Here is a 24230-nt window from a genome sequence, read left to right on the forward strand (position 1 = left end):
TTGCGGCGCGCCCCACCGGCCGGTACCGCGCTCCGGACACCGGTCGCAGACCGGCGCCGACGGCCCGCCGGCGTACGGCTACTGCTCCAGCATCCCCTTGCGCAGCTGGTCCAGGGTCCGGGAGAGCAGCCGCGAGACGTGCATCTGGGAGATGCCCAGCTCGGCACCGATCTGAGCCTGCGTCATCTCCTGGACGAAGCGCATCTCGATGATGCGGCGGCGCCGGTCGTCCAGCTCGTGCAGGAGCGGGGCGAGCGCGTTCAGGTTCTCGACCAGCTCCATCGCCGGGTCGTCGTCGCCCATGACGTCGGCGATGGCGCGGCTGTCACCGGCCGCGCCGGAGCCGTCGCCGGTGCCGTCCAGCGAACCCGCCGTGTAGCCGTTGCTGGCGGCGATCGCGTCGACGACCTCGTCCTCACCGATCTTCAGATGGGCGGCCAGTTCGGCGGCGGTGGGCTCGCGGCCCAGGTCGGCGGCGAGCGTCTCGCCCGCCCTGGACACCTCGACCCGCAGCTCCTGGACCCGGCGGGGGACGTGCACGGCCCAGGTGGAGTCACGGAAGAAGCGCTTGATCTCACCCACGATGTACGGGACGGCGAAGGTGGAGAACTCGACCTCGCGCGAGAGGTCGAACCGGTCGATCGCCTTGATCAGCCCGATGGTCCCGACCTGGATGATGTCTTCCGAGTGCCCGAGGTCCTGCCCCCGGCCGCGGAAGCGGGAGGCGGCGAACCGCACCAGTGAGAGATTCATCTCGATGAGGGTGTTGCGCGCGTACTGGTACTCGGCCGTCCCCTCCTCCAGCTCGGCCAGCCGGGTGAGGAACAGCTTCGACAGTGCCCGGGCGTCCCGGGGGGCCACCTTGGTCGCGTCCGGGACGCGGGGCAGCTCGGGCGCCTGCGGCGGCACCCCCGCCGGCTCCACCCGCGTCGTCCCCGCTGCACTGTTCTGCACGGCAAGCATGGTCACGTCTTCACCCTTCACAGTACGTACGGTCAGGTGCACCTGCCCTAGTCTTAGGTGTTCAACCCTTGCCAGTGGGAAACAGTTGCTCATGAGGGGGCGGACCGCCGGCCGGAGCAGGGTACGGGGAACGGCAGCGGCGGTCCGGCCTTCAGGCCCTCGCCCGCTCTCGGTAACATTTGCCGGACGGCAATCGAAGATCGCGTGCGGTTGAATGCACACCGCACGGGCAGCACACGATGCGCGCTTGTGCTCCCGCCAACCACCGAGAAAGGACCATGGGTTGAGTTTCACCGAAGCCGCGGCACGCGAGCGTGTCATCGGCGCGCTGCGCGCAGAGACCGACACCGTCTCCGACCGCTGGGTACAGCTGCAGCTGGCGCAGGAAGAGATGCGCGACATCGTCAGCGAGAGCGAACTGCGGGAGGAAGCGGACGCCTTGCTGGGCGCCCTCCTGCGGAGCCTGGAGAGCGACATTCCGGCGAACCGGGTGGTGGCCACCGACCGGCCGCTCCGCCAGGCCGTGATCGATCTCTCCATGCGCAGGGCGCGGAACGGCGCCATGCCGACCGTCACGTCGCTGGCCGTCCTCTCGCTCAAGGAAGCCCTCTTGGAGGCGGTGCAGCGGCAGACCCGGGACTCGGAGGAGCTGTTCATCACCGCCGTCCTGATAAACCGGCTGCTGGACCGCGCCGGCACGCTCTCCTTCGAGACGTTCGTGGAGGGCCGCGAGGAGATCATCCGTCGGCAGAGCCGGCAGCTCCTGGAGGTGTCCACGCCGGTCGTCCGGCTGTGGCGCCAGGTCCTGGCCGTACCACTGATCGGTACGCTCGACACGACCCGTACCCAGGTGGTGATGGAGAACCTCCTGGAGGCCATCCAGGAGCACGAGGCACTGGTCGCCATCGTCGACATCACCGGTGTGCCGACCGTGGACACCGCGGTCGCCCAGCACCTGATGCAGACCGTCAACGCGGTACGGCTGATGGGCGCGGACTGTGTGATCAGCGGCATCCGGCCGTCCATCGCGCAGACCATCGCGCAGCTCGGCATCGACCTGTCGACCATCCTGACCCGCACCACCCTCGCCGACGCGCTGGCCGCCGCCGTCAAACTGACCGACCAGGCATCCGCCCACACGTCCGCGGGCGCGCAGGAGAAGCGATGAATGCCCGGCCCACGGCCGGCGTGCCCATCCTCAGGCTGGGTGACGTCCTGCTCACCGGGCTGCTCAACGAGCTGGACGACGCCACGGTGGTCGCCTTCACCGAGGAGCTGACCACCCGCATCACGGCCGACCGGGCCCGCGGCGTGCTGATCGACATTTCCCGCCTGGAGATCATCGACTCGTTCGTGGCGCGGACGCTGATGGAACTCACCACCATGGCGCGGCTGCTGGGTGCCCGGGTGATCGTGGCGGGTATGCGTCCACCGGTGGCCATGACCCTGGCCGAACTGGGACTGCGGCTGGCCGGAGTGGAGACCGCCCTGAACACGGAGCACGGCATGGCGGCCCTGGGCTGGCATCAGAGTCCCCGTCCCTCAGGAGAGGTTCCAGATGACGGGACTTGGTGAATTCGGCGGTACCGGCGCCACCGGTACCACGACGCTGACCGGTGACAGTGCCGGGCAGGTCGGCCTCCCGACCGAGCCCACGGTGCTGCACGTGCGCAGCGAACAGGACCTGCTCGCGATCCGGCACGCGGTGCGCGACGCCACCCTCACGGTGGGCTTCAGCATCGTCGACCAGACGCGGGTGGTCACCGCCGCCAGCGAGCTGGCGCGCAACGCCTACATCCACGGAGGGGGCGGCACGATACGGATCGAGTACCCGACCCGGCCCGGCGCGGTGGGTCTGCGGCTGACCGTCGACGACTCCGGACCCGGTATCGCCGACATCGACGCGGCGCTCACCGACGGCTACACCACCGGCGCGGGTCTCGGACACGGGCTGGGCGGCGCGCAGCGCCTGATGGACGAGTTCGAGATCCGTACCCGGGAGGGTGGCGGTACGACCGTGACCGCGACGCGGTGGGCCGACCGTTGACCCTCTCCCCTGCTGTGCACCACCCGACCGCGTACATCCCGGTCGACCACTACAGCGCCGTGCACCTGGCCGCCCAGGCCGCACGGTCGGTGGCGCAGCGCTGCGGGCTCCAGGGGGCGCTGCCCGACCAGGCCGCGGTGATCGCGTCCGAGTTGGGCAGCAACCTCGCCAAGCACGCGGTGGACGGGGCGCTGTACGTCCAGGCCCTGCCGCTGGGCAACGGTGTGGAGATCCTCGCCGCCGACCGGGGTCCCGGCATGCGGGAGTTCCAGCGCTGTCTGGCCGACGGGTACACCACGACCGAGACGCTCGGTGCCGGCATGGGCGGCGTCAACCGCATAGCGACCAGCTTCACCGTCCGGACCCACGAGCCCGGCGGCACCGTGGCCTGTGCCCGGCTGACGCCGCCCGAGGACGCGGATGCCGGCCGCCGGGCGATCGGCGCCGTCTGCCTGCCCGCCGAACGCGAGGAGGTCAGCGGCGACGCGTGCACGGTCACCGAGACCGAGCACGGGCTGACCGCGATCGTGGTCGACGGCCTCGGGCACGGTCCCGAGGCGGCGGAGGCGGCGCAGCTCGCGCTGCGCACCTTCGCCAGGGCGCCGGACCAGCCGCTGCCCGGGCTGATGACCACCGTCCACCGCGCGCTGCGGCGCAGCCGGGGCGCGGCCGTCGGGCTGCTGCGGCTGCACGCCGGACGCGCCCAGTACTGCGGCATCGGCAACGTACGGTGCCTGACGCTCTCGCAGCAGGACATCCGCAACCGCCACACCGGGCAGCCCGGTGTGGCGGGACTGGAGATGCCGCAGCCGCTGGTCCGCGAGATCCCGTGGGAGCCGCGCCTGACCGCCCTCCTGCACACCGACGGCATCGACCACCGCTGGGCGTACAGCCCGGACCCCTTCGTCCTCCGGCTGCCCGCGCCGCTGCTGGCCACGGCCCTCGTGCACGGCCACCGCCGCAGCCGGGACGACGCGACCGTATTCACCGCCAACCTCCACCAGAGACTTCCGTGAGACGCCACACCTTCCATGCGCTGCCGCCGCTGCGCCACGCCGTACGCCGGCTGGGCGCGGCCAACGCCCTGCCCGTCGAGACCCGGGCGCGCCTCGTACTGTCCGTGAGCGCGCTGGCGGACACGGTGATACAGGCCGGATACGGGGTCACGCTGGAGTCGTCCCGTACGTGTGCGACGGATCGTTCCTCCTCGGGCGGTTCCCCGGACGCGGGTTTCCGCGGTCCTGGCGGGGCCGCGGGGAGCGCCGCCGGTGGCACGGTCGATTCTCAGGACGCCGAGGGGCCGGGCGCCGGTTCCCGCCGCGGTGCTTCCCGTGGCCGCGCTTCCGGGGACGGCGCTTCCCGTAATGGCCGCGGTCCCGGGAACGGGGCTGAGGTCGGGGCCGGGCAGCAGGACCGTGCCGGGGCCGCTGGCGGGGTCCCCCGGGCCCGCTCGGGCGACGACGACACCGCGCCCGCCGCTGGCCGGAGTGCCGGGGACGCCTCGAATGCCTCAAGTGTCTCGGGTGCCTCGGGTGCCTCGGGCGCCTCCGAGGGCCCCGCCGCCCCACCGTCCGCGGACGCCCCGGCCGGCTCCTCCGCCACCGGATCCGGTTTCCTCGCCGTCACGCTGCGCACTCCCGCCCCCGTGCTCACCCCGCCCGCCGGAGCCACCCTGCTGCTCCCGGCCGAGGTGTCACCCGACGCGGCCACCTGGCACGTACCGCTGCCGTCCGGGACGCCGGAGGTCCGTATCCCCTCGGTACGCGGGCCGGACGGCGCGACGACGGGCGGCAGCGGCCGACTGCGCGGCAGCGGCCCCGCTCCCCTGCCGACGGTCGCCTCCGACGGCAACGGGGACGGTACGGCGACCGATCCGGCCACCGAGAACCGTCTGCTGGAGGAGGAGCTGCGGGTCGCGCTGGCCCGGGTGGACTCCCTCGCCGCCGACCAGCGCCGGCTGACGCACGAGCTGGCCGAGACGAACAGCGGGGTACTGGCCCTCTACGTCCAGCTGGAGGAGCGCGACGAACAGCTGCGCACGGCCCACGGCCACATCCTGCGCGAGCTGGAGGACGCGCTGCGCCCGCCGCCGATCGCGGTGGACGGGCTGGAACTCGCCGTCCACTACGCGCCGGCCGGTACCGACGCGCCCACCGGCGGGGACTTCTACGACTGGTTCATGCTGCCGGACGGGACGGTGCACATCACCGTCGTCGACGCGCTCGGGCACGGCGTGCGCAGTACGCGCAGTGCGCTGAACGTCACGCACGCCGTACGGACGCTCGCACTGGAGGGCCACCCGCTGAAGTCCATCGTGGCCCGGACGGACGAGATCCTCGCTCCGCTCGACCCGGAGCTGATGGCCACGGTGCTGCTGGCCCGGATCGACCCGGCCAACGGGGATCTGCTGCTCGCCAACGGCAGCCATCCGCCGGCGCTGGTCGTGCGGGCCGCCGGCGGGGAGGAGTATCTGGAGGTCCGGGGGCGCGGGGTGGGCTATCCGTTCCCCGGCAGCGAGCGGCTGCTGCACGCAAAGCTGGACGAGGGGGACCTGCTCGTCCTGTACACCGACGGACTGACCGAGAGCCGCCGGGACCCCAGGGAGGGCGAACAGCGGCTGGCCGAGAGCGCGCGGCAGCACCGCGACCGGCCTGTCCGGGAGATCCCCGGCGCCATCGCCGAGGACATGCACACCGTCATCCTGCACTCCGACGACACGCTCGCCCTGGCCGTCCGGCTGTCGCCGCGCTCAAGCTGAGCGCTTGCTCCGCCGGGCGACGACGGCGCTGACGGTCTTGCCCTGGGGGGAGGTCTCCACCGAGGTGGAGGCGGCGAGGCGGCGGACCATCGGCCAGCCGAAGCCGCCGCCCTCGCCCCGTACGTCCGGATTGCGCTCGCACGGCGGCCGGGGGCTCGCATCGGCCACGGCCACCGTGACGGTGTCGGGCCCGGCCGCCAGGCTCAGCGTGCAGGTGCGGGTGAGGGTGTGCCGGACGGCGTTGGTGACCAGCTCGGAGACGATCAGCACGACGGCGTCGGAGGCGTCCCGGTCCAGCGGCGGCCCCAGACCTTTCAGGAAGTCGCCGGCCTCGTCCCGTGCGACGGCTGCCGCTTCGGGGTTGTTCTCCAGCGTCACCACCAGTGGGGGCGCAGCGGAAACCCTGTGCGGGGCCGTGGCGCTGCTCATCGGGCTCACCTCGTTTCCCGTTGGACCGTAAGGCGTACAAGTAGGCAGCTTTCCCGCCGGACCACGGCGCAATCACCCCGATGTACAGGGAACCGTACGTTCCCCATGAGGTGTTCACCGGCCCCGGCGGGCCACTCGTAAGCGCTGCCCCACAGACCGGGTACCCCGTCCGGAGCGGGGTACAAGGGCAACCTCGGCCCGGTTCACGACAGGGCCGGCCGGGAAAACCGGACACCCCTGGGCACGGCCGTGCGCGGCCGTGCGGGCGGGTGTCCGCCCACGACCGCTCAGGAGATCAAGGAGGAATACGCCATGTCGTCCTCGCTGCTGGAGAGTGTGGACATCAAGGCTCCCGTCGCGGTGAGCTGGGCGCTGTGGGCGGACGTCACGCACTGGCCGAAGTTCCTGAGCCATGTGCGGATGGTCGAGCGCCTGGACGACACGCATTTCGTCTGGCAGCTCTCGCTGCCGGGCGCGGACAAGAATTTCGTGGCGGAACTCACAGAAGTGAAACCACAGGACCGCATCGCCTGGAGAACGACGGAGGGCGTCCATCACGCGGGCGTCGTCACCTTCCACCGGCTCAGTGACACATCGAGCCGTGTCACGCTGCAAATAGAGTACTCACCGGAAGGTTTCGTGGAACATCTGGGTTCCTCGACCAACCTGGACTCCGCCCTCGCCAACTACGACCTCGGGGAATTCCGGAAACTCGCGGAAACCGCCGCGGCGGGCTGAACCGGGCGGGCCCGGCGGCCGTCCGGCGGCACGTACAGCCGCACTCCGCCCGCGCCGGCCCCCTCCCCACGCCGGCCCCCTCCCCGCACCGGCTACGCCCCCGGGCGGGCCACGCCGTCGGCGGCCGCCGCCTCCGGCACCGTCTCGTACAGCGGGAGCACCCCGTCGAGACCGGTCATCTCGAAGAGGCGGCGCAGCCCGGGTGACGGGGCGGCCAGGCGCAGCCGGGTGCCGAGGGCCGCGTGCTGCTGCAACAGCACGTTGACGGTCGTGGAGTCGGCGAAGTCCACCTGGGACAGATCGACGACGACCGGCCGCGGCTCACCTCCGGCGGGCCCGGTGCCGTGCGTGTCGCCGCCCGTCGCGCGAAGGGCTTCCTCCAGGGGTGCGACGGTGTCGATGTCGAGCGGTCCGGTGACGGTGACGACCACCGCGTCCTCGGCACGGTGGCCCTCCCGCACCACGACCTGTGTCGGCCGGTCTGGGCTGGACTGTGACTGCACGGTCATCCTCGGCGGTTACGGGATCGGTGGCCGGATCCGGACTGCTGTCCGGCCGGATCGGATGATCAACAATAGAAGCGATTGTTGCCGTTTGACAATATTCCAGAAAGGCAACAATCTTGTCCCCGTCACTGAGCAACACGGCTCTGCCCGGAGTGACTTCGGATCGAGAAGCGGGGCCTGAATGACTTCATGCGGTGTCCGCGCTGTCCGCGCCGAACGTACGGCGTCCGGCGACCGGGCGGCCGTCCTTGGCGTCCTTCGCCTCCTGGGCCGTACGGTGCAAGGCCGCCGCCCTGCGGAAGGCGGCCAGCCCGGACGCCAGATCGGCGACCTGCGCCGGATCCATCCGCGCCACGATGGCCGCGACCTCGCCGGTACGCGCCGCCCGGTACTCCTCCAGGAAGGCCCGCCCGCGCAGCGTCAGCCGCAGCTCCACCTCCCGCCGGCTCGTCGGGCTCTGACAGCGTTCGGCCAGCCCCATGGCCTCCAGACGGTCGCAGAGACGACTCACCGCGGGCGGTCGCGAGCCGAGTTCGTCGGCGAGAGCGCGCAGATTAGTACCCTCGTGTTCCTCGATCACCAGAAGAGCCCGCAACTGGGACGGCGAGACCTGCGCCGAGCGTGCCGTCTCCTGACCGCGGCCCCACAAGACCTCCAGCAACTCGGAGGCGGCAAGGGTGGCCTCGGTCACCTGCTCGCGTGGGTACGACTGACCGGGGAAACGGGACACACGACCACTCTGTCACCCTCCGGCCGCCCGCGTCAGCCCGGCCATGTCGAGATCCACCGAAATAAGAATGTTTGAGAAACCGTGACCCTGAGCTGTGATGTCGAAAGAGCGGTTCGCGCGGCGGCGCCGCACGCCCTGGTGGACGCGCTGCGCGCAGCACTCGCCGCGGCCTACGGAGCCACGGCCGTGCATCTGTTCCTCGCGGACTACGGCGGTACGGTGCTCAGGCCGTTCTCCTCGCTCGGCGAGGACCCCGCGGCCGCGCTGTCCATCTCCAACACACCGGAGGGGCGCGCCTTCGGCAGCCAGGAACGGCACGAACGGCAGGCCGGGACGGACGGCGCCGTCGACCACCACCTGCCGGTGACGGTCCGCGGCGAACGCCTCGGCATCCTGACCGTCCGGCTGCCCGGCGACCGCAACCTGCCCGGGGTCGCCGACGGCCTGGCCCACGCGGCGGATCTGCTCGGCCACGAGATCTTCGTCGCCGAGCGCGACACCGACGTCTACCAGCGGGCCCGCCGTACGACCCGGCTCACCCTCGCCGCCGAGATGCAGTGGCAGCTGCTGCCCGCGCGCGCCTGCGTGGCCGAGGAGTACGCCATCGGCGCCCAGCTGGAGCCGGCCTACGCGATCCACGGCGACAACTACGACTGGGCCGCGGACGCGGACGAGCTGACCCTCGCCGTCACCAACGGCATGGGCACCGGCGTCGAGGCGTCGGTCCTGTCCCACCTCGCGGTCAACGCGCTGCGCAACGCCCGCCGCGCGGGCATCGGCATCGCGGACCAGGCGGCCCTCGCCGACCAGGCTCTCTACGGGCAGTACCGCGGCTCCGCCTACGTCTCGACGCTGCTGCTCCGCTTCCAGCTCGCGACCGGCCGGGTGGAGGTCGTGGACGCCGGTTCGCCGCAGCTGTGGCGGCGCCGGGGCCGGACCATCGGCCGCGTCCCCCTCGAACCGCAGCTGCCGCTCGGCATGTTCGAGGAGACGCAGTACGTGGCCCAGGAGTTCGAGGTGCTCCCCGGCGACCGGCTCCTCTTCGTCAGCGACGGCGTGTACGCGGCGGTCTCGCCGCCCGGTGAGGAGTACGGCGAGCACTCCCTCGCCCGCGCGATCCACGCCACCAGCCTGCTCCCCGCGGCCAGCGTCCCCCGGGCCGTCCTGCGCGACCTGGCCGAACACCGCGACGCCGAGTCGATGGACGACGCGCTGGTGCTCTGCCTCGACTGGTTCGGCAAGTCGGGGAACCGCGGGCGGTGAGACGGGGGCGTTGAGACGGCGACGATCGCAGGGGCCGGGGTTTCTCCGTGTTCCGGCTCCCCGGATGTCCGGAGCCCCGGCCCCTCCCCTGTCCCTACTTCTTGATCCAGCCCTTCTTCACCAGGGCGTCGCACGTGGCCACCGGGTCCTTCTTCCCCTTGTACTGCTTCTTCACTTCCTTGAGGCAGTCGGCGTACGGGAACGGGGGCCCGCTCTGCTCCGCCCGGGGCTGAACCGTCGCGGCCGCCTCGGCGGCCGCTCCGGTGAACAGCACACCGCTCGTCGCAACCGCCACGGCCAGGGCGAAGGTCATCCGTCGCATGGTCGTCATCCCTCCTCGGGTCTCCTCGCGCCGGAACCCAGCGCTCCGGACGCGCGTGAGCCTTCCGGCAGCTCGTCGGGGACCAGCGGCGCGAAAGGACTCGACCCCGCCCAACGAGCCGACCCGCCGCGGGAAACGCCGTCCGGCCCGTGGTCGCACCGTTTGCCACGGACACGGAATCCGTACGGGTGGACCACGCGGCGCTGCGGCCCCCGCGCGGCGGTCCGGCTCCGGCTGTTCACGTCCCGGAGGGGTGCCGGAGACGTTACCTACTGGTAAGTGGTCACTCGCGGGCTCCAGACTCCCCGTGCTTCCCCGCCCTCCCCACACCAAGGAGCTTTCCACGTGGTCACCTCCCGCAGCGCCCGGACGGCAACGCTCGCGCTCGCCACGGCGCTCACGGCACTCGCCGCCGCGGCCGTGCCCTTCCCGGCCGGGGCCGCCCCGGCCGCGGCACCGCCCGCCGTCACCCCGCGGGCCGAGACCGCGGCCCTGCACGACGACGCGGCCGGCGGCGACGCCGACGCGGACGACCCGGCGATCTGGCGCAATGCCGCCGACCCGGACCGCAGTCTGGTGATCGCCACCGCGAAAAAGGGCGGCCTGCGGGTCTACGACCTCGACGCGCGCGAGGTGCAGTCCGTGCCGGCACCCGCCGCGCCCGGCCCGGGCCACGCGCCCGGCCGCTTCAACAACGTCGACCTGATATCCGGCCTGCGGCTGTCCACGGGCCGCGCCGACCTCGCGGTGACCAGCGACCGCGGCAACGACCGGCTGCGCTTCTACCGCATCGACCGCGACCGGGCCGGCGGCCCGCTCACCGACGTGACGGACCCCGCGGCCCCGCCCGTCTTCTCCGCCTCGCAGCAGGAGATCGACGGGCAGCGGACCGCTTACGGCCTCGCCACCTGGACCGACAAGGCCAGCGGCCGCTCGTATGCGCTGGTCAGCCGCCGTGAGCGGACAACCGTCGCGCTGGTGGAACTCGTCCCCGGCTCCGGCGGGACGGTCGGCTACCGCAAGGTCCGCACCCTGGACCTGCCCGCCGCCTTCCGCCTCCCGAACGGGAAGTCGTGGTCCCCCTGCGCCGAGCCCGGCGAACTGCCGCAGGTCGAGGGCATGGTGGTCGACCCGGACAACGGCACGCTGTACGCGGGCCAGGAGGACGTCGGCATCTGGCGGCTGCGCGCCGACCTGACCGGCACGCCGAAGCTCGTCGACAAGGTCCGCGAGTACGGCGTCCCGGCCACGTACGACGAGGCGACCGAGGAGTGCGTCGCGGGTGCCGACCCGGGCTACGGCGGCAAGCGGCTGACGGCCGACGTGGAGGGTCTGACGCTGGTCACGGAGTCCGACGGCGACGGTTACCTGCTGGCGTCCAGTCAGGGCGACAACACCTTCGTGGCCTACGACCGCGAGATCTCCGACGACAACGAGTACGAGGGCGGCTTCCGCGTCACCGCCGCCTCTGCCACCCTCGACGGCTCGGAGGAGTGCGACGGCGCCGCCGCGCTGGCGGCACCGCTGGGCGCCAGGTACCCGAAGGGTCTGCTCGTCGTGCAGGACGGCCACGACACTCCCGAAGACACCGAACGCCCCTCCACCGGCTTCAAGTTCGTGGACCTCCGGGACGTACTGAAGGCGGTGGACGACTGACCCGCCCCCGGACGGGCACCGGCCTCCGGGCCGGGCTCCCCGGGCACGGTTCACCCGCGGCGGATGAAGCGGGGCCCGCCCCGCGGCGTTGCGATGCGGCCATGGGTGCACACCACGGCGCCAAGTGCGCGCCGGGAATTGTCCTGTTGCTCGGTCCACGGCTGGCCCTGCGGGCCGTGGTCGCCGTGGGTACGGCGGTGGGCGCGGCGGCCGAACGGATCGGTGACAGGGTCGGCCGCGCCCGGCGCGCCGCGCTGCGGCGGGTCGTCGCCGCGGTCGTCGCCCAGCTGGACCTGGACGCTCTGGTGGCGCGGGTGGACGTGAACAAGGTGGCCGAGCGGGTGGCGGTGGACCGCGTCGCCGACCGGGTCGACGTCGAACGGATCGCGCGCCGGGTCGACATCGACGCCCTGCTGGTCCGGGCCGATCCGGTCGGTCTCGCCCGGCAGGTGCTCGAAGAGATCGACATCGGCCGGCTCGTCCGGGACACGGGCGGCAGTCTGACGGGCGACGCGGTGGACGCCGTACGGCTGCGGAGCGCGCGTGCCGACCGGCTGGTGGACGCCTTCACCGACCGGCTGTTGCGACGGAACGGTAGCGTTCCGTCGTCAGCACCCTCACCGCCGTCGTCCGCACCGCCGTCGTCATCACCACCCTCACCGCCGCCCCGGGGCGGCGAGGCCGTCGAGGGCTCCGGGCCCGGCGCGCCGACCGGCCGGACCGCCCCGTGACGCCTCCTTCGCCCGCCGCCGGTCTCAGCCCCTCCCACCTGCAAGGCCGCACCGCGGGCCTGGTCTCCCGCGCCCTGGCGGCCGTCGCCGACGCCCTGGTCGTGCTGGGCATCGCCGTGCTGGCCGGACTGGCCCTCGGAGCCGTCCGCTTCCTCGTGTCCGGGCCGCCGTTCGCGGTACCGAGGCCGTCGGACGGGTTCACGGGTGCCTTCGGGGGCTGCCTCGCCGTCGGATACCTGGCGGTGGGCTGGTCGGTGACGGGCCGGACCGTGGGCGGTCGGCTGATGGGACTGCGGGTGGCGCACCGCTCGGGACGGCGGCTCCGGCCGGGCCGCGCCCTGCTCCGGGCCGTGCTGTGCGTCGCGCTGCCGCTGGGGTTGTTCTGGGCGGTGCCGAGCAGGCGCGGCGCGTCCGTGGCCGATCTCGTCGTCCGCAGCGCGGTCGTGCACGACTGGTACGGCGGACGGGCCGCCCGGGGCACGGGAGCCGTCGCGTCAGCGCGGCGCCGGCTGCCGCGGGAGCAGCGTGGCGGCGAGGAAGCCGCCGCATCCGACGACGGCCAGCACGATCAGCGCGGCGGCGTAGGAGCCGAACGCCAGGTCGGCGACGAGGATGGTGCCGGCGACCGCCGTGCCGAGTGAGGAGCCGAGGTTGGACACGCTGCGCGACAGTCCGGAGATCTCGCCCTGCTGGTCCTCGGGGAAGCTGGACTGCACGACGTTCACCGAGGGGGTCAGCATCACGCCGAGTCCGAGGCCGATCAGCAGCAGTCCGGGGGTGGCGGCCCAGGCGCTCGGGGAGGCGTTCACCATGACGAGGAGGATCACGATGCCGCAGACCGTCACGGCGAAGCCGGTCATGACCAGGGCCCGCGGCGTGCGCCGCTTGGCGAAGCGCTCGGCGGCGAGCGAGGCCGCGAGGAGGCCCGCGGTGGCCGCCGTGAAGATCACTCCGGTCCGGATGGCGTCGTAGCCGCGGACCACTTGGAGGTAGGCGGCCACCACGAACGACACCCCCATGAGGATCAGCCACTGGAGATTCTGGGTGAGCAGACCGAGGTTGGAGGTGCGGTCGCGGAACAGGCCGGTGGACAGCAGCGGTTCGCGGCCCGCGCGCTCCCTCGTCCTGATCCACCGGAAGAACCCGGCCAGCACGAGGACGCCGAGCAGGAGCAGCCCCGCCATCAGCCAGCCGTTGTCGTCGGCGGCGAGGATTCCGGCGACGACGAGGATCAGACCGGCGGCCGACAGGACCGCCCCGCCGATGTCGAAGGGCCGGGCGGGCTCCGGGGGCAGCGGGTCCGCGATCCGGCGGCTCAGTACGACGATCACCACGACCACCAGCGCCTGGAAGACGAAGGCCGCCCGCCAGCTCAGCCCCGAGGTGATGAGCCCGCCGATCAGCGGCCCGGCGGCGGCGCCGACACCGCCCATCGCCATGATCACACCGAACGCGCGGGCGCGGGCCGTGATGTCCGTGAAGAAGAGCGTGGTGAGGATGTAGACCGGCGGGATGAGCAGGGCCGTACCGACGCCTTCGAGGATCGAGTTGCCGAGGATCAGTACGCCGAGGCCGGGCGCGGCCGCGCTGAGCAGGGCGCCGACGCCGTAGACGATCAGACCGGCCACCAGGCACCGCTTGCGGCCGAGGCGGTCGGTGAGCTTGCCGCCGGGAATCATCAGCGCCGCCATGACCAGCAGGAAGATGGTGATCGCGAGTTGCACTCCCTGCACGGTGGTGTCGAGGTCCGCGCTGATGTCGTTGATCATCACGTTCATGTTGGAGCCGGCGAAGCTGCAGATGAACTGGGCGAGCGCGAGCGGCACCAGCACCTGGCGCGGTGTGCTCGGCACGTGTCCGCGGGTCCCCGTCCCGGGGCCGGTGGGGCCGGTCGGTACGGTCATCGTCTGGCCTCCGATCGCTGCTGCCCGGCGGACGACGTGCGGCCGTCCGCCGGGCGCCGTTCATCGTCCCGGCCGGAGTGATCGCGCGTCGTCACCCGCCGGGGGTGACGACGTACCCCTGCCTCCCGGAGCACCCTCGGCGCCGACGCGGGGCAATCCGCACCCGCCTCGGAGACGGAGGGCCTGTCATGGCCACCACGACCAGCCCGCACCACCGCTCGGCAGGAGCCATGGCCGCCGCGAGCGGCCTGACGATCTTCGCTGCCGTGATGCTGTTCATCTCCGGTGTGCTCGACCTCTTCCGGGGCATCATGGGCATCGCCGAGAACGAGGTCTTCCTCAACACCCCCAACTACGTGTTCAAGTTCGACCTGACCAGCTGGGGATGGATCCACCTGGCCTTCGGCGCGGTCGCCGTCATCGTGAGCCTCGGTCTGTTCACGGCGGCCACCTGGGCCCGGGTCCTCGCGATCGGTATCGCGGCCCTGCTGATCGTCGTCAACTTCCTCACCATTCCCTACTATCCGGTCTGGTCGATCACCCTGATCGCGCTGTACGGGGCCACCATCTGGGCCCTGTGCGTGGTCCGCCGGGACACCCTCGGCGATTGACCGGAGCGGATCCGTGCCGGACCGGGCGGTGCGTGCGGCGGACGAGTGGGCCGGGCGGATCGCGCAATTCATCGCACCCCTTCGGGTGAAGCCGGGGTCGCAGGTCGAGTTGGGCAAGGACTTCGACCCCGGACACAAGGCGGGCATCAAGCGCAAGAGCGACGGTCAGGAGCTGCTGCGCACCGGTGTCACCCTGCTGGCCGACCAGCAGCGGCGGCTGGCCGCGCAGGGCACCCACGGAGTGCTGGTGTGCCTGCAAGCGCTGGACGCCGGCGGTAAGGACGGCACGATCCGGCACGTGATGACCGGAGTGAACCCGCAAGGGGTGCACGTGGTCGGCTTCAAACAGCCGTCCGCCGAGGAACTCGACCACGACTACCTGTGGCGCTACGCCTGCCACCTCCCCCGGCGCGGGGAGATCGGGATCTTCAACCGGTCGCACTACGAGGAGGTCCTGGTGGTGCGGGTGCATCCGGAACTTCTCGACCGGCAGCGCCTGCCGGGCCGGGGCCGGCGGCAGGACCTGTGGCACCGGCGGTTCCGGGAGATCAACGACTGGGAGCGGTATCTGACCGACAACGGCTTCCGGCTCGTGAAGCTGTTCCTGAACCTGTCCCGGGAGGAGCAGCGGGCCCGCTTCCTGCAGCGGATCGACGTCCCCGAGCGTAACTGGAAGTTCTCGGCGGCCGACATCCGCGAGCGCGCCCGGTGGGACGACTACCAGCGGGCGTTCTCCGCCATGCTGTCCGCCACCAGCACCCGCTGGGCGCCCTGGTACGTCGTCCCCGCCGACCACAAGTGGTTCGCGCGCATCTGCGCGGCCGCGGTGCTCGCCCACGTCCTGACCGAGATCGGTCCGCGGTACCCGGACGTCGGTGAGCAGGCCCGGCGCGACCTGGCGCGGGCCCGGAAGCAACTGGAGGCGGAACGCGGGCGGCCGCGATGACGGACGCCGGCGGCCAAGGCCCCCGGAAGACGGCCGGCCGGGGCGCCCGGGCCGTGGCGAAGGCCCGGGCGGCGGCGCCCGGCCTGCGTACGTTCTCGGACTACCGGCGGGAGTGGCTCGTCAAGGACGTCGTCGCCGGCGTCGTGCTGACCACGTTGCTGGTGCCGCAGGGCATGGCGTACGCGGAACTGGCGGGGCTGCCCGCGATCAACGGCCTGTACACGTCCGTCCTGTGCCTGCTGGCGTACGCGGTCTTCGGCCCGTCGCGGATCCTGGTGCTCGGCCCGGACTCCTCCCTCGGCCCGATGATCGCCGCGACGGTGCTGCCGCTGGCCGCCGCCGGCGGCGACAGCGGACGGGCGGTCGCGCTCGCCTCGGTACTGGCCCTGCTGGTCGGTGCGGTGATGGTCCTGGCGAGCGTGGCGAAGCTCGGCTTCATCGCCGACCTGATCTCCAAGCCGACCATGATCGGCTACATGAACGGGCTGGCGCTGACCATTCTGATCGGGCAGCTGCCGAAGCTGTGCGGCCTCTCGACGGACGCCGACGGGCTGCTCGGCGAGGTGTCCGGGTTCGCCCGCGGGCTGGCCGACGGGAAGGTGGTGCCCGCCGCCCTGGCGGTGGGCGCGGGCGGGGTCGTGCTGATCCTGGTGTTGCAGCGGTGGCTGCCGAAGGTGCCGGCGGTGCTCGTCATGGTGCTGCTGGCCATGGCCTCGACGTCCCTGTTCGGTCTGGCCGACCGTGGCGTCGGCCTGGTCGGCTCCCTGCCCACCGGCTTCCCGCCGCTGTCCGTGCCGCATGTCGCCTGGGACGATCTCGCTCCCCTGTGCGCCGGGGCGGTGGGCATCGCCCTGGTGTCCCTGGCCGACACCATCTCCAACGCGTCGGCGTTCGCGGCCCGCACCGGACAGGAGGTCCAGGGCAACAAGGAGATGCACGCGATCGGTGCCGCGAACCTGGCGGCGGGGCTGTTCCAGGGCTTCCCCGTCAGTACGAGCGGCTCGCGGACGGCCGTGGCCGAACGCGCGGGCGCCCGGACCCAGCTCACCGGCGTCGTCGGAGCCGTACTGATCATCGTCATGCTGGTGCTGTTCCCGGGCCTGTTCCGCAGTCTGCCGCAGCCCGCGCTGGCCGCGGTGGTCGTCACGGCCGCGCTGTCGCTGGCCGACCTCACGGGCACGGTACGGCTGTGGCAGCGGCGCAGGACGGAGTTCGCCCTGTCGGTCGCGGCCTTCCTCGGTGTGGCGCTGCTCGGGGTGCTGCCCGGCATCGCGGTCGCGGTCGGCCTGTCGATCCTCAACGTCTTCCGGCGCGCGTGGTGGCCGTACAACACCGTGCTGGGCCGGGTGCCGGGCCTGGAGGGCTATCACGACGTGCGCTCCTACCCGGACGCCGACCACCTGCCCGGGCTGGTGATCCACCGTTTCGACGCGCCCTTGTTCTTCGCCAACGCCAAGGCCTTCCGCGACGAGGTGCTGCGCCTGTCGCACGGCGAGCCGCCGCCCCGGTGGATCCTGGTCGCCGCCGAGCCCGTGACCGATGTGGACACCACCGCCGCCGAGGTGCTGGCGGATCTGCGCACGGCGCTCGACGGCCGGCGGGTCCGCCTGGTGTTCGCCGAACTCAAGGACCCGGTGCTGCGCAGGCTCGACACGTACGGGCTGACCCGTGCCTTCGGTGCCGACCGGTTCTTCCCCACCGTCGAGTCCGCCGTGGACGCGTACCGTGCCGGGACCGGGGCGGCTTGGACCGCGGCCGGTCCGCCTCCCGGTCCCGGCACGGACGGCGGTCCGCGGCGCGCGGGGTGAGGCGCACCGCCGAGCCGGTCGGTCTCAGTCCCGGTCCGGGCCGACGGCCAGGAGATGCGTGCCCCAGGCCTCCAGGTCGACGAACAGGCCGGGGCCGGCCAGCTCGGTCCCGGACCGCGCGTAGCGCTCACCGTTCAGCAGTCCGGTCAGCAGCCATGCGCCGGAGCCCAGCTCCGGCCACGGCAGCCGGACGCGTCCCTGGGCCGGCTGGTCCGAGAGGTTCAGCACCGTCAGGAACCGCCCGGAGGGGCCCGCCCAGCACCAGGCGAGGATGTTCCCGGCGGACGCGTTGTCGGGCCAGCCCGCGCACTCCAGCAGTTCCCACCGTCCGGTCCGCATCCCGCTGCGGTGCACGCCGGCCAGCAGCCGCTCGTGGAAGGCCCGCAATGCGGTGTCCACCGGCTCGTCGGGACGCCGGTCCAGGAAGACCGGCAGCCGGGTACGACGCCCGGTGAACTGGCCCTCGTGCCACAGTGTCGCGCCCGGCAGCGTGGCGATCAGCACCGCCGCCGCGCGCTCCTTGGCCGGGTGCAGCGTCTCCGCGGCCCGGGGCTCGTCGTGGTTCTCCAGGAACCGTACGAGCTTGCGCTGATAACTCTCGTCCGCCGTCAGGTGCTGCCGTACCGCCTCGGGGCTCTCGTTCAGGATCCGGTCGTAGAGCCGCTTGTCGTAGCAGAAGTCGAACCCCTGCTGCTGCAAAGCCCATTCGAGGTCCCAGTACGCCTCGGCGGCGAAGGTCATGCCGGGGTGGCGCTGCCGTACGCCGTCGATGACCGTGGGCCAGAAGTCGTCCGGCGGCGGGGCCCCGGCGCGCTGCCCCCAGGTGCGGGCGAAGATGTCGTTCATCAGCAGCATGGCCATGTCGCAGCGCACCCCGTCGCAGACCTGCCCGATACGGCCCAGCACGTCCGTCGTCGCCCGGCGCAGGGCGGGGTCGAAGGCGTTCAGCTGCACCACGTCCGGCCAGGGCGGGAAGAAGGGGTCGCGGCCGCGGGCGAGGACGGCGGCCCCGGTGTCGAGGTAGGCGGCCGGGTCGCGCCGGGCGTCGTCGGCGGTGCCCCGTACGAAGTACTCGGGGTGCTCGGTCACCCAGGGGCTGTCCGGGGCGACGTGGTTGGGGACGTAGTCGAGCAGCAGCCCGATGCCGCGGCTGTCGAGTTCGGCGCGCGCGGCGGCCAGCCCTTCGGCGCCGCCGAGCGTCGCGTCGACTTCGTAGCGCCGGATGCAGTACGGCGAACCGGCGATCCCGCTCTCCTCGATGCCGGGTACGGCCTGGGCGAACGCGGTGCGCAGCGACGGGTCCCCCAGGGCGATGCCGCGGCCCTGGGGACTGCGCTCCCACACCCCCATGAGCCAGACGGCGTCGATGCCGTGCGGGGTGATCTCGTCCCACGCGTCCTTGGACACGTCGCCAAGTCCGGCCGGAGCGCCGGTGCGGCGCCGGACCTCACGCAGCCACACCCGGGTGTTGGCCTCGTACACGACGGGCTGTGCCGGCAGCTCGGTCATGGCCTCTCCTTCCGGGCCGGCTCCGCCAGGAAGTCGCCGGGCGTGAGCGTGCCGAAGATCTTCATCAGGGTGACGAGCAGGCCCGTCCAGCCGGTCTGGTGGGCCGCGCCGATCCCGGCGCCGTTGTCGCCGTGGAAGTACTCGTGGAAGAGGATCAGGTCGCGCCAGTGCGGGTCGCTCCGGAACTTCTCCTGTCCACCGTAGACCGGCCGCCGGCCGTCCTCGCCGCGCAGGAAGAGGCGGGTGAGCCGGCGGGAGATCTCCTCGGCGGCCTCGAACAGGGTCATCCGCACGCCCGAGCCGGTCGGGCACTCGACGGTGAACCCGTCGCCGTAGAAGCCGTAGAGATTGAGCAGCCCGCGGACGACCAGGGCGTTCATCGGGAACCACACCGGGCCGCGCCAGTTGGAGTTGCCGCCGAACATGCCGGTGTCGGACTCGGCGGGCAGGTAGGACACCCGGTACTCCTCCCCGTGCACCCAGAAGGTGTACGGGTGCTCGGCGTGGTGCCGGGAGAGGGACCGGATGCCGTACGGGCCCAGGAACTCGTCCTCGGACAGGAGGTGGCCGAGGACCCGCACCAGCTTCTTCTCGTCCACGACGGACAGCAGCCGGGCCCCGCCGGTCTCGCCCGCCTGCGCCGACGTCAGCGTGACGGACAGGGAGGGGTGGCGGTCCGCGAAGCGGCGCAGGCGCTCCCCCAGGCCCGGTATCCGCTCCAGTTGCCGCGGGCGGAAGACGGTCGACGCGCACAGCGGCAGCAGTCCCACCATCGACCGGACCTTGAGCCGGACGGCCTGGCCGTCGGGCAGGCGCAGCACGTCGTAGTAGAACCCGTCCTCCTCGTCCCACAGGCCTTCCCCGAGGTCGCCGACGCGGTCCATGGAGCCGGCGATCCACAGGTAGTGCTCGACGAATTTCAGCACCAGTTCCTCGTAGGAGGGGTGGTGCTCGACGAGTTCCAGCGCGATCTGGAGCATGGACTGGCAGTACAGGGCCATCCAGGCGGTGCCGTCGGCCTGTTCGAGCCGGCCGCCGGTGGGCAGCGGCGCGCTGCGGTCGAAGACGCCGATGTTGTCCAGGCCGAGGAAGCCGCCCTGGAAGAGGTTGCGGCCCTCGGGGTCCTTGCGGTTGACCCACCAGGTGAAGTTCGTCAGGAGCTTGTGGAAGGTGCGCTCCAGGAACGCGGGGTCGGCGCGGCCCGTGGTGCGTTCCTCCATCAGGTGGACGAAGTACGCGGCCCAGGCGTGCACCGGCGGGTTGACGTCGCCGAAGTTCCACTCGTAGGCGGGGACCTGTCCGTTGGGGTGCAGGTAGGTGTCCTGGAGCAGCAGTTCGAGCTGCTGTTTCGCGAACCGGCTGTCCACGGCCGACAGGGCCACGGCGTGGAACGCCAGGTCCCAGGCGGCGAACCACGGGTACTCCCACTTGTCGGGCATCGCGATGATGTCGTCGCTGACCATGTGGAACCACTCGCGGTTGCGGACGCCGGGCCGCGGCAGGCTCCACGGGTCCAGACCGTGTTCGGAGAGCCAGGTCTCCAGGTCGAAGCCGTAGTACTGCTTCGACCACAGCATCCCGGCGACGGCCTGCCGCAGCACCCGGGCCTCGTCCTCGCCCGCGCCGGGCGGGGCCAGTTCGCGGTGGAAGGTGTCGGCTTCGGTGATCCGCTCCCGGAACACGGTGTCGAAGCCGCCGGCCAGTGACAGGGAGGAGCCGGTGGGCGCGAGGCGCAGCCGCAGGGTCTCCTCGCCGCCGGCGGGGACGGTCAGGGTGTAGTGCGCGGCCGCCTTGGTCCCCTCCCCGGCCGGGTTGACGGCGTCCTTCTCCCCGTCGACGACCGCGCGGCCGATGCCGTCCTTGACGTACGGCGTGGCGTTGGGCGTGCCGAAGAGCCGCTCGGTGTTGCTCTCATTCTCGGTGAACAGCAGCGGGACCGCTCCGGCGCAGCGCAGGTCGTAGCTGCCCAGCTCGGGGTGGACGGCCCGGACGGTCGCCGTCCGGCGTGGTCCGGACGCGGTGGCCAGCCGCGGTGCGGCGGCGCCCTCGTGCCAGGACCAGGTGTTGCGGAACCACAGGGTGGGCAGGACGTGCGCGGTCGCCTCGTCGGGGCCGCGGTTGGCTACGGTGATACGGATGAGGATGTCGTCGTCGGCCTTGGCGTACTCGACGGTGACGTCGAAGTAGCGGTCGTCGTCGAAGACGCCGGTGTCGAGCAGTTCGTACTCGAACTCCTGGCGGCCGCGAGACTGGTTGGTGGCCACCAGGTCCTGGTACGGGAACTCCGCCTGAGGGTACTTGTACAAGTAGCGCATGTAGGAGTGGCTGGGCGTGCTGTCGAGGTAGAAGTAGTACTCCTTCACGTCCTCGCCGTGGTTGCCCTCGCCGTTGGTCAGGCCGAACGCCCGCTCCTTGAGGATGGGGTCGCGCCCGTTCCACAGCGCGAGGGCGAAGCAGAGGCGCTGCTTCGCGTCGCAGATGCCGCCGAGCCCGTCCTCGCCCCACCGGTAGGCCCGGGAGCGGGCGTGGTCGTGCGGGAAGTACGACCAGGCGTCACCGCCCGCGCTGTAGTCCTCGCGGACCGTGCCCCACTGGCGTTCGCTCAGGTAGGGGCCCCACAACTGCCGGCGGTCGTCGTCGCCGGACGGGTCCGCCTGTGCCGCGTTCGTCTGCGTGGTCATGCCTGCCTCCCGGCCTCAGGGGCTCTCCCGGCAGCAGGCTCGGTCCCCGTACCGGTGTCCGCCTCACCTCGCCGGGGTGAGGAGCCGTCGCGCAGTGCGAGCGTGATCGCGGCTTCGTACGCCGCCAGCGCCGCGGCGGCCACGAAGAGGCTCGCCCAGGACGACAGCAGCAGCGCGACCAGGGCGGCGACGACCACGCCGGCGACCCGGAGCACATCGGCGTGGCCGCGTACCCAGGCGTGCGGTCCGCTCCCCGCGGTCACCTTCCGGCCGGTGCGCACGGCGAGCCGGCCGGTGGCCCGGGTGCCCCGGGACGTCTGGTGGCGCAGCCCGGCGGGCAGCCGCCCGGGGCCCACCAGGTACATCACGAGGGCCAGGACGACACCGAGCCACAGCAGCAGGTCGCCCCGGTCGCGCAGCGTCGTGAAGATCGTCCACAGCGCGTTCCGCGCCCCCTCCCGGTAGACGCCGGACGGCACCTGGGTGAGGATCTGGTCCCGTACCGCCCGCAGGACGCCGGAGAGCGCGGTGACGCCGATCACCAGCCACAGGCCCAGCTGGAGCAGGGTGCGCCGGCGGTTCGGGGAGACCCACAGGGCGAGGCCGAGCAGCAGCGGCACGGCGAGCACCAGGCCCACCAGCCCGCGCGTGAACAGCACCACGGCCTGCTGTACCTGCCCCAGGGTCGTGCGGTCGTAGAGCTTGATCTGTGCGAAGTCGGCGGGCAGTGACACGCCGAGCGCCTTGCCGATCCGGTCGCGCAGCCCGGGCGGCACCTCTCCGGACGACAGGGTGGGCAGGTCGAGGCGCTTGCCGAACAAGGTGGGGAGCCGGTCCTCCAAGGCGTTGAGGAGGTTGTTGACCAGCGGTAGCAGATTGAGGGTGACCGTGTCGCCCTTGACCCGTACGCCCTCGCTGCGGCCCTTCAGCACGGCGGTGATCCGCTCGTGCGCGAAGCGGTTGGCGGAGCGCCACAGGTCCTGGAACCGTTCGGTCGCCAGCAGCTTGGTGATCGTGTCGCGTACGTAGCCGTGTACGGCACCGGTGACCGGCCCCGCGACGAACGACGCCCGTGGCGGCAGCGCGTCGGACAGCCGCCGCTCGACGTCCAGCTGGTCGAGGACCTGGTTCGCGAGGTAGCTGGAGACGGCCGCGTTCACGGCAGGGTCTTCGGGCAGCCGCTCGACCGTGGAGACCCAGCGGTCCGTGTCCATCGCGGTGCGCGCGCCCCACACGCCGACGACCGAGGTGACCGTGAGGACCGCCACCAGCGCGATGACCACGGCGGCGACGAGCCGCCGGAGAGCCAGCAGCCTGGCCCGCCGTCGCCGCTGCGTACCGGCGCGCGCCCGCAGTTCCCGTACCTCCGCCCGCAGACGTTCCAGCTCGCCGCCGGCCGCGGAGCCTCCGGCGGCCGCCCCCTCGCCCGCTGCTCCCTCGTGGGCCATGTCGTCGCACCTCCGCAGCCACCGTCGCGGAGCCCGCGCCGTCCGGCCCTCACCTGTGGTGGGTGACGCGGCGGACGGCGGGCTCCGGCTGGATGGAGGCGGTCTCGGCACCGGCTCGTCGGAGGAGGGCGATCATGGCCATGATCGGACCGGTACAGCTGCTGACCGTCGCGTTCGGTCCCGAAGCGAAGTCCGAGGGCCGGATCATCGAGGAACTGGACGTCCTGGAGGCGACCGGCCAGCTCCGTGTCCTGGACATGCTCTTCGTCCGCAAGGAGCCGAACGGGCGGCTGTTCGCCCTCGACTACCAGGCGGAGAGCATGGGCGACACCGTCGCCGCGCTGCTCGGCCTCTCCGGCAGCAGGACGCCGGACACTCCGCCGGCCGCCCCCTCGCCGGACGGCGGCGGCGCCTTCGGTCTGTCCCCCGCCGAGATCGGCGGACTGGCCGAGGCGATGGACCCGGGCGTCGCGGCGGCATTCGTCCTGCTCGAACACGTATGGGCGATCCGTCTGAAGGCCGCGATCCGCGACACGGGCGGAGTGCCGGTCGCGGAAGGGTTCCTCACCGAAGAAGCGCTCGCGCCCGTGGCCGCCGAACTCGCGGCCGCGGCCCGGCGGCTGGGCGATCCGGCCGCCGTCCCGCCCACGCCAGGCCGGGCGACCGGCCGTTCCACCAGGAGGCACTGATGGCAGATCTCGTCGTACTCGGATTCTCGGACAAGGAGAAGGCGGACGCGGTGCTGCGGCTCGCCGCGGACCTGTCCCGCCAGGAACTGCTCGACCTGGACGACGCGGCGCTGGCCTGGCGGACCATGGACGGCAAGATCCATGTCCGCCAGTCGTACAACCCCACCGCGACCAGTACGGCCGGGGGCGCCCTGTGGGGCACGCTGTTCGGGATGCTGTTCCTGATGCCGGTGTTCGGAGCGGCGGTGGGCGCGGCCACCGGCGCGGTCGCCGGCAAGCTCACCGACGTCGGGATCAACGACGCCTTCGTCAAGGAGATCGCCGGCACCCTCGAACCGGGCCGGGCCGCGGTGTTCGCCCTGGTGCGCCGCTCCACACCGGACCGGGTGCGCGAAGCCGTACGCCCCTTCAACCCCAGCGTCATCCGTACGTCGCTGACCAAGGACCGCGAGGACGAACTGGCCGCGGCGCTGCACTCCGTGTGAGCGCAC

The 24230-nt window shown here is 72.3% G+C and carries 22 protein-coding genes and 2 pseudogenes; 15 read left to right on the forward strand and 9 right to left on the reverse strand.

All coding sequences use genetic code 11. The features are described 5' to 3' along the window. Positions 1-78: 78 nt before the first annotated feature. Positions 79-963: an RNA polymerase sigma factor SigF gene (locus JXZ78_RS02050; protein WP_078624055.1), complete on the reverse strand. Its 885-nt coding sequence runs from the start codon at positions 961-963 to the stop codon at positions 79-81. A 283-nt stretch (positions 964-1246) separates the two neighbouring features. Here JXZ78_RS02050 and JXZ78_RS02055 point away from each other — a divergent pair, with 283 nt between their 5' ends. The 5 genes and pseudogenes from JXZ78_RS02055 to JXZ78_RS02075 form a co-directional block, all read left to right on the forward strand. Then, positions 1247-2131 (forward strand): STAS domain-containing protein, encoded by an 885-nt coding sequence (locus JXZ78_RS02055; RefSeq protein WP_030018533.1) that lies wholly within the window; start codon positions 1247-1249, stop codon positions 2129-2131. After that, positions 2128-2538 (forward strand): STAS domain-containing protein, encoded by a 411-nt coding sequence (locus JXZ78_RS02060; protein WP_030018534.1) that lies wholly within the window; start codon positions 2128-2130, stop codon positions 2536-2538. Before JXZ78_RS02055 ends, JXZ78_RS02060 begins: the two co-directional genes overlap by 4 nt. Beyond that, complete coding sequence (locus JXZ78_RS02065) at positions 2522-3010, forward strand: ATP-binding protein (protein WP_030018535.1); 489 nt, start codon at positions 2522-2524, stop codon at positions 3008-3010. The genes JXZ78_RS02060 and JXZ78_RS02065 overlap by 17 nt, the downstream gene beginning before the upstream one ends. 14 nt (positions 3011-3024) lie before the next feature. Next, positions 3025-4026: a SpoIIE family protein phosphatase gene (locus JXZ78_RS02070; protein ID WP_030018536.1), complete on the forward strand. Its 1002-nt coding sequence runs from the start codon at positions 3025-3027 to the stop codon at positions 4024-4026. 575 nt (positions 4027-4601) lie between these two features. Continuing rightward, a pseudogene (locus JXZ78_RS02075) lies at positions 4602-5768 on the forward strand (PP2C family protein-serine/threonine phosphatase); the annotation flags it as partial. Here the strand turns inward: JXZ78_RS02075 and JXZ78_RS02080 are convergent. Beyond that, entirely contained in the window at positions 5760-6197 is a 438-nt protein-coding gene (locus JXZ78_RS02080) for an ATP-binding protein (protein ID WP_030018538.1), read from the reverse strand. The pseudogene JXZ78_RS02075 and the gene JXZ78_RS02080 sit on opposite strands and share 9 nt — an antisense overlap. A 312-nt stretch (positions 6198-6509) precedes the next feature. Here JXZ78_RS02080 and JXZ78_RS02085 point away from each other — a divergent pair, with 312 nt between their 5' ends. Continuing rightward, the gene (locus JXZ78_RS02085) at positions 6510-6935 is read left to right on the forward strand and encodes an SRPBCC family protein (protein WP_030018539.1); all 426 of its coding nucleotides are present in this window, start codon (positions 6510-6512) and stop codon (positions 6933-6935) included. A 92-nt stretch (positions 6936-7027) separates the two neighbouring features. On the opposite strand, the gene JXZ78_RS02090 is transcribed toward JXZ78_RS02085, so the two are convergent. After that, on the reverse strand, positions 7028-7444 hold the full coding sequence (locus JXZ78_RS02090; protein ID WP_078624025.1) for an STAS domain-containing protein: 417 nt from the start codon (positions 7442-7444) through the stop codon (positions 7028-7030). A gap of 184 nt (positions 7445-7628) precedes the next feature. After that, positions 7629-8171 (reverse strand): MarR family winged helix-turn-helix transcriptional regulator, encoded by a 543-nt coding sequence (locus tag JXZ78_RS02095; protein WP_030018541.1) that lies wholly within the window; start codon positions 8169-8171, stop codon positions 7629-7631. A gap of 81 nt (positions 8172-8252) precedes the next feature. Between JXZ78_RS02095 and JXZ78_RS02100 the strand changes: the two genes are divergently transcribed. Further along, positions 8253-9434: a PP2C family protein-serine/threonine phosphatase gene (locus JXZ78_RS02100; RefSeq protein WP_030018542.1), complete on the forward strand. Its 1182-nt coding sequence runs from the start codon at positions 8253-8255 to the stop codon at positions 9432-9434. A gap of 94 nt (positions 9435-9528) precedes the next feature. Here the strand turns inward: JXZ78_RS02100 and JXZ78_RS02105 are convergent, their stop codons facing one another. Then, positions 9529-9765, reverse strand: a complete 237-nt coding sequence (locus JXZ78_RS02105; RefSeq protein ID WP_238782619.1) for a hypothetical protein — start codon at positions 9763-9765, stop codon at positions 9529-9531. Between the two features lie 336 nt (positions 9766-10101). On the opposite strand from JXZ78_RS02105, the gene JXZ78_RS02110 reads away from it, so the two are divergent. The 3 genes and pseudogenes from JXZ78_RS02110 to JXZ78_RS40980 all read left to right on the forward strand — a co-directional run. Then, positions 10102-11412: a phytase gene (locus JXZ78_RS02110; RefSeq protein WP_030018544.1), complete on the forward strand. Its 1311-nt coding sequence runs from the start codon at positions 10102-10104 to the stop codon at positions 11410-11412. A gap of 101 nt (positions 11413-11513) precedes the next feature. Next, the gene (locus tag JXZ78_RS02115; RefSeq protein ID WP_157851484.1) at positions 11514-12143 is read left to right on the forward strand and encodes a hypothetical protein; all 630 of its coding nucleotides are present in this window, start codon (positions 11514-11516) and stop codon (positions 12141-12143) included. Between the two features lie 101 nt (positions 12144-12244). Further along, positions 12245-12478 (forward strand): annotated as a pseudogene (locus JXZ78_RS40980) (RDD family protein); the annotation flags it as partial. A 159-nt stretch (positions 12479-12637) separates the two neighbouring features. Here JXZ78_RS40980 and JXZ78_RS02125 read toward each other — a convergent pair. Continuing rightward, the gene (locus JXZ78_RS02125; RefSeq protein ID WP_030018547.1) at positions 12638-14047 is read right to left on the reverse strand and encodes an MFS transporter; all 1410 of its coding nucleotides are present in this window, start codon (positions 14045-14047) and stop codon (positions 12638-12640) included. A gap of 188 nt (positions 14048-14235) precedes the next feature. On the opposite strand from JXZ78_RS02125, the gene JXZ78_RS02130 reads away from it, so the two are divergent. From JXZ78_RS02130 to JXZ78_RS02140, 3 genes are read left to right on the forward strand one after another with little or no spacing between them, the layout of a single operon-like run. Next, on the forward strand, positions 14236-14658 hold the full coding sequence (locus tag JXZ78_RS02130; RefSeq protein WP_030018548.1) for a DUF7144 family membrane protein: 423 nt from the start codon (positions 14236-14238) through the stop codon (positions 14656-14658). Positions 14659-14671: 13 nt separating this feature from the next. Beyond that, the gene (locus JXZ78_RS02135; protein WP_050502154.1) at positions 14672-15604 is read left to right on the forward strand and encodes a polyphosphate kinase 2 family protein; all 933 of its coding nucleotides are present in this window, start codon (positions 14672-14674) and stop codon (positions 15602-15604) included. Further along, positions 15601-17412, forward strand: a complete 1812-nt coding sequence (locus JXZ78_RS02140) for a SulP family inorganic anion transporter (protein ID WP_050502155.1) — start codon at positions 15601-15603, stop codon at positions 17410-17412. Before JXZ78_RS02135 ends, JXZ78_RS02140 begins: the two co-directional genes overlap by 4 nt. Before the next feature lie 24 nt (positions 17413-17436). Here the strand turns inward: JXZ78_RS02140 and JXZ78_RS02145 are convergent, their stop codons facing one another. Genes JXZ78_RS02145 through JXZ78_RS02155 form a run of 3 tightly spaced genes read right to left on the reverse strand, consistent with a single transcriptional unit; the run spans position 17437 to position 23050 of the window. Further along, a complete protein-coding gene (locus JXZ78_RS02145) occupies positions 17437-18921 on the reverse strand; it encodes an alpha-amylase family protein (RefSeq protein WP_030018551.1) in 1485 nt (494 codons plus the stop codon). After that, on the reverse strand, positions 18918-21602 hold the full coding sequence (locus tag JXZ78_RS02150; RefSeq protein WP_030018552.1) for an MGH1-like glycoside hydrolase domain-containing protein: 2685 nt from the start codon (positions 21600-21602) through the stop codon (positions 18918-18920). The genes JXZ78_RS02145 and JXZ78_RS02150 overlap by 4 nt, the downstream gene beginning before the upstream one ends. Beyond that, positions 21599-23050 carry a hypothetical protein gene (locus JXZ78_RS02155; RefSeq protein ID WP_238782620.1) on the reverse strand — a complete coding sequence of 484 codons (1452 nt, stop codon included), beginning with the start codon at positions 23048-23050 and terminating at the stop codon, positions 21599-21601. Before JXZ78_RS02155 ends, JXZ78_RS02150 begins: the two co-directional genes overlap by 4 nt. 134 nt (positions 23051-23184) lie before the next feature. On the opposite strand from JXZ78_RS02155, the gene JXZ78_RS02160 reads away from it, so the two are divergent. Then, positions 23185-23739 carry a hypothetical protein gene (locus JXZ78_RS02160; protein ID WP_030018555.1) on the forward strand — a complete coding sequence of 185 codons (555 nt, stop codon included), beginning with the start codon at positions 23185-23187 and terminating at the stop codon, positions 23737-23739. Then, a complete protein-coding gene (locus JXZ78_RS02165; RefSeq protein WP_030018556.1) occupies positions 23739-24224 on the forward strand; it encodes a DUF1269 domain-containing protein in 486 nt (161 codons plus the stop codon). Before JXZ78_RS02160 ends, JXZ78_RS02165 begins: the two co-directional genes overlap by 1 nt. The last annotated feature ends 6 nt before the right edge of the window (positions 24225-24230 follow it).

Origin of the sequence: Streptomyces monomycini (assembly GCF_022271435.1) — a bacterium.
Classification (GTDB): domain Bacteria; phylum Actinomycetota; class Actinomycetes; order Streptomycetales; family Streptomycetaceae; genus Streptomyces; species Streptomyces monomycini.

Excerpts from the sequence above, each read along its gene's own strand:
- JXZ78_RS02050 (WP_078624055.1), bottom strand. The coding sequence starts at position 963 with ATGCTTGCCGTGCAGAACAGTGCAGCGGGGACGACGCGGGTGGAGCCG.
- JXZ78_RS02060 (WP_030018534.1), top strand. The coding sequence starts at position 2,128 with ATGAATGCCCGGCCCACGGCCGGCGTGCCCATCCTCAGGCTGGGTGAC.
- JXZ78_RS02065 (WP_030018535.1), top strand. The coding sequence starts at position 2,522 with ATGACGGGACTTGGTGAATTCGGCGGTACCGGCGCCACCGGTACCACG.
- JXZ78_RS02080 (WP_030018538.1), bottom strand. The coding sequence starts at position 6,197 with ATGAGCAGCGCCACGGCCCCGCACAGGGTTTCCGCTGCGCCCCCACTG.
- JXZ78_RS02085 (WP_030018539.1), top strand. The coding sequence starts at position 6,510 with ATGTCGTCCTCGCTGCTGGAGAGTGTGGACATCAAGGCTCCCGTCGCG.
- JXZ78_RS02090 (WP_078624025.1), bottom strand. The coding sequence starts at position 7,444 with ATGACCGTGCAGTCACAGTCCAGCCCAGACCGGCCGACACAGGTCGTG.
- JXZ78_RS02105 (WP_238782619.1), bottom strand. The coding sequence starts at position 9,765 with ATGACGACCATGCGACGGATGACCTTCGCCCTGGCCGTGGCGGTTGCG.
- JXZ78_RS02115 (WP_157851484.1), top strand. The coding sequence starts at position 11,514 with ATGGGTGCACACCACGGCGCCAAGTGCGCGCCGGGAATTGTCCTGTTG.
- JXZ78_RS02125 (WP_030018547.1), bottom strand. The coding sequence starts at position 14,047 with ATGACCGTACCGACCGGCCCCACCGGCCCCGGGACGGGGACCCGCGGA.
- JXZ78_RS02130 (WP_030018548.1), top strand. The coding sequence starts at position 14,236 with ATGGCCACCACGACCAGCCCGCACCACCGCTCGGCAGGAGCCATGGCC.
- JXZ78_RS02140 (WP_050502155.1), top strand. The coding sequence starts at position 15,601 with ATGACGGACGCCGGCGGCCAAGGCCCCCGGAAGACGGCCGGCCGGGGC.
- JXZ78_RS02145 (WP_030018551.1), bottom strand. The coding sequence starts at position 18,921 with ATGACCGAGCTGCCGGCACAGCCCGTCGTGTACGAGGCCAACACCCGG.
- JXZ78_RS02150 (WP_030018552.1), bottom strand. The coding sequence starts at position 21,602 with ATGACCACGCAGACGAACGCGGCACAGGCGGACCCGTCCGGCGACGAC.
- JXZ78_RS02155 (WP_238782620.1), bottom strand. The coding sequence starts at position 23,050 with ATGGCCCACGAGGGAGCAGCGGGCGAGGGGGCGGCCGCCGGAGGCTCC.
- JXZ78_RS02160 (WP_030018555.1), top strand. The coding sequence starts at position 23,185 with ATGGCCATGATCGGACCGGTACAGCTGCTGACCGTCGCGTTCGGTCCC.
- JXZ78_RS02165 (WP_030018556.1), top strand. The coding sequence starts at position 23,739 with ATGGCAGATCTCGTCGTACTCGGATTCTCGGACAAGGAGAAGGCGGAC.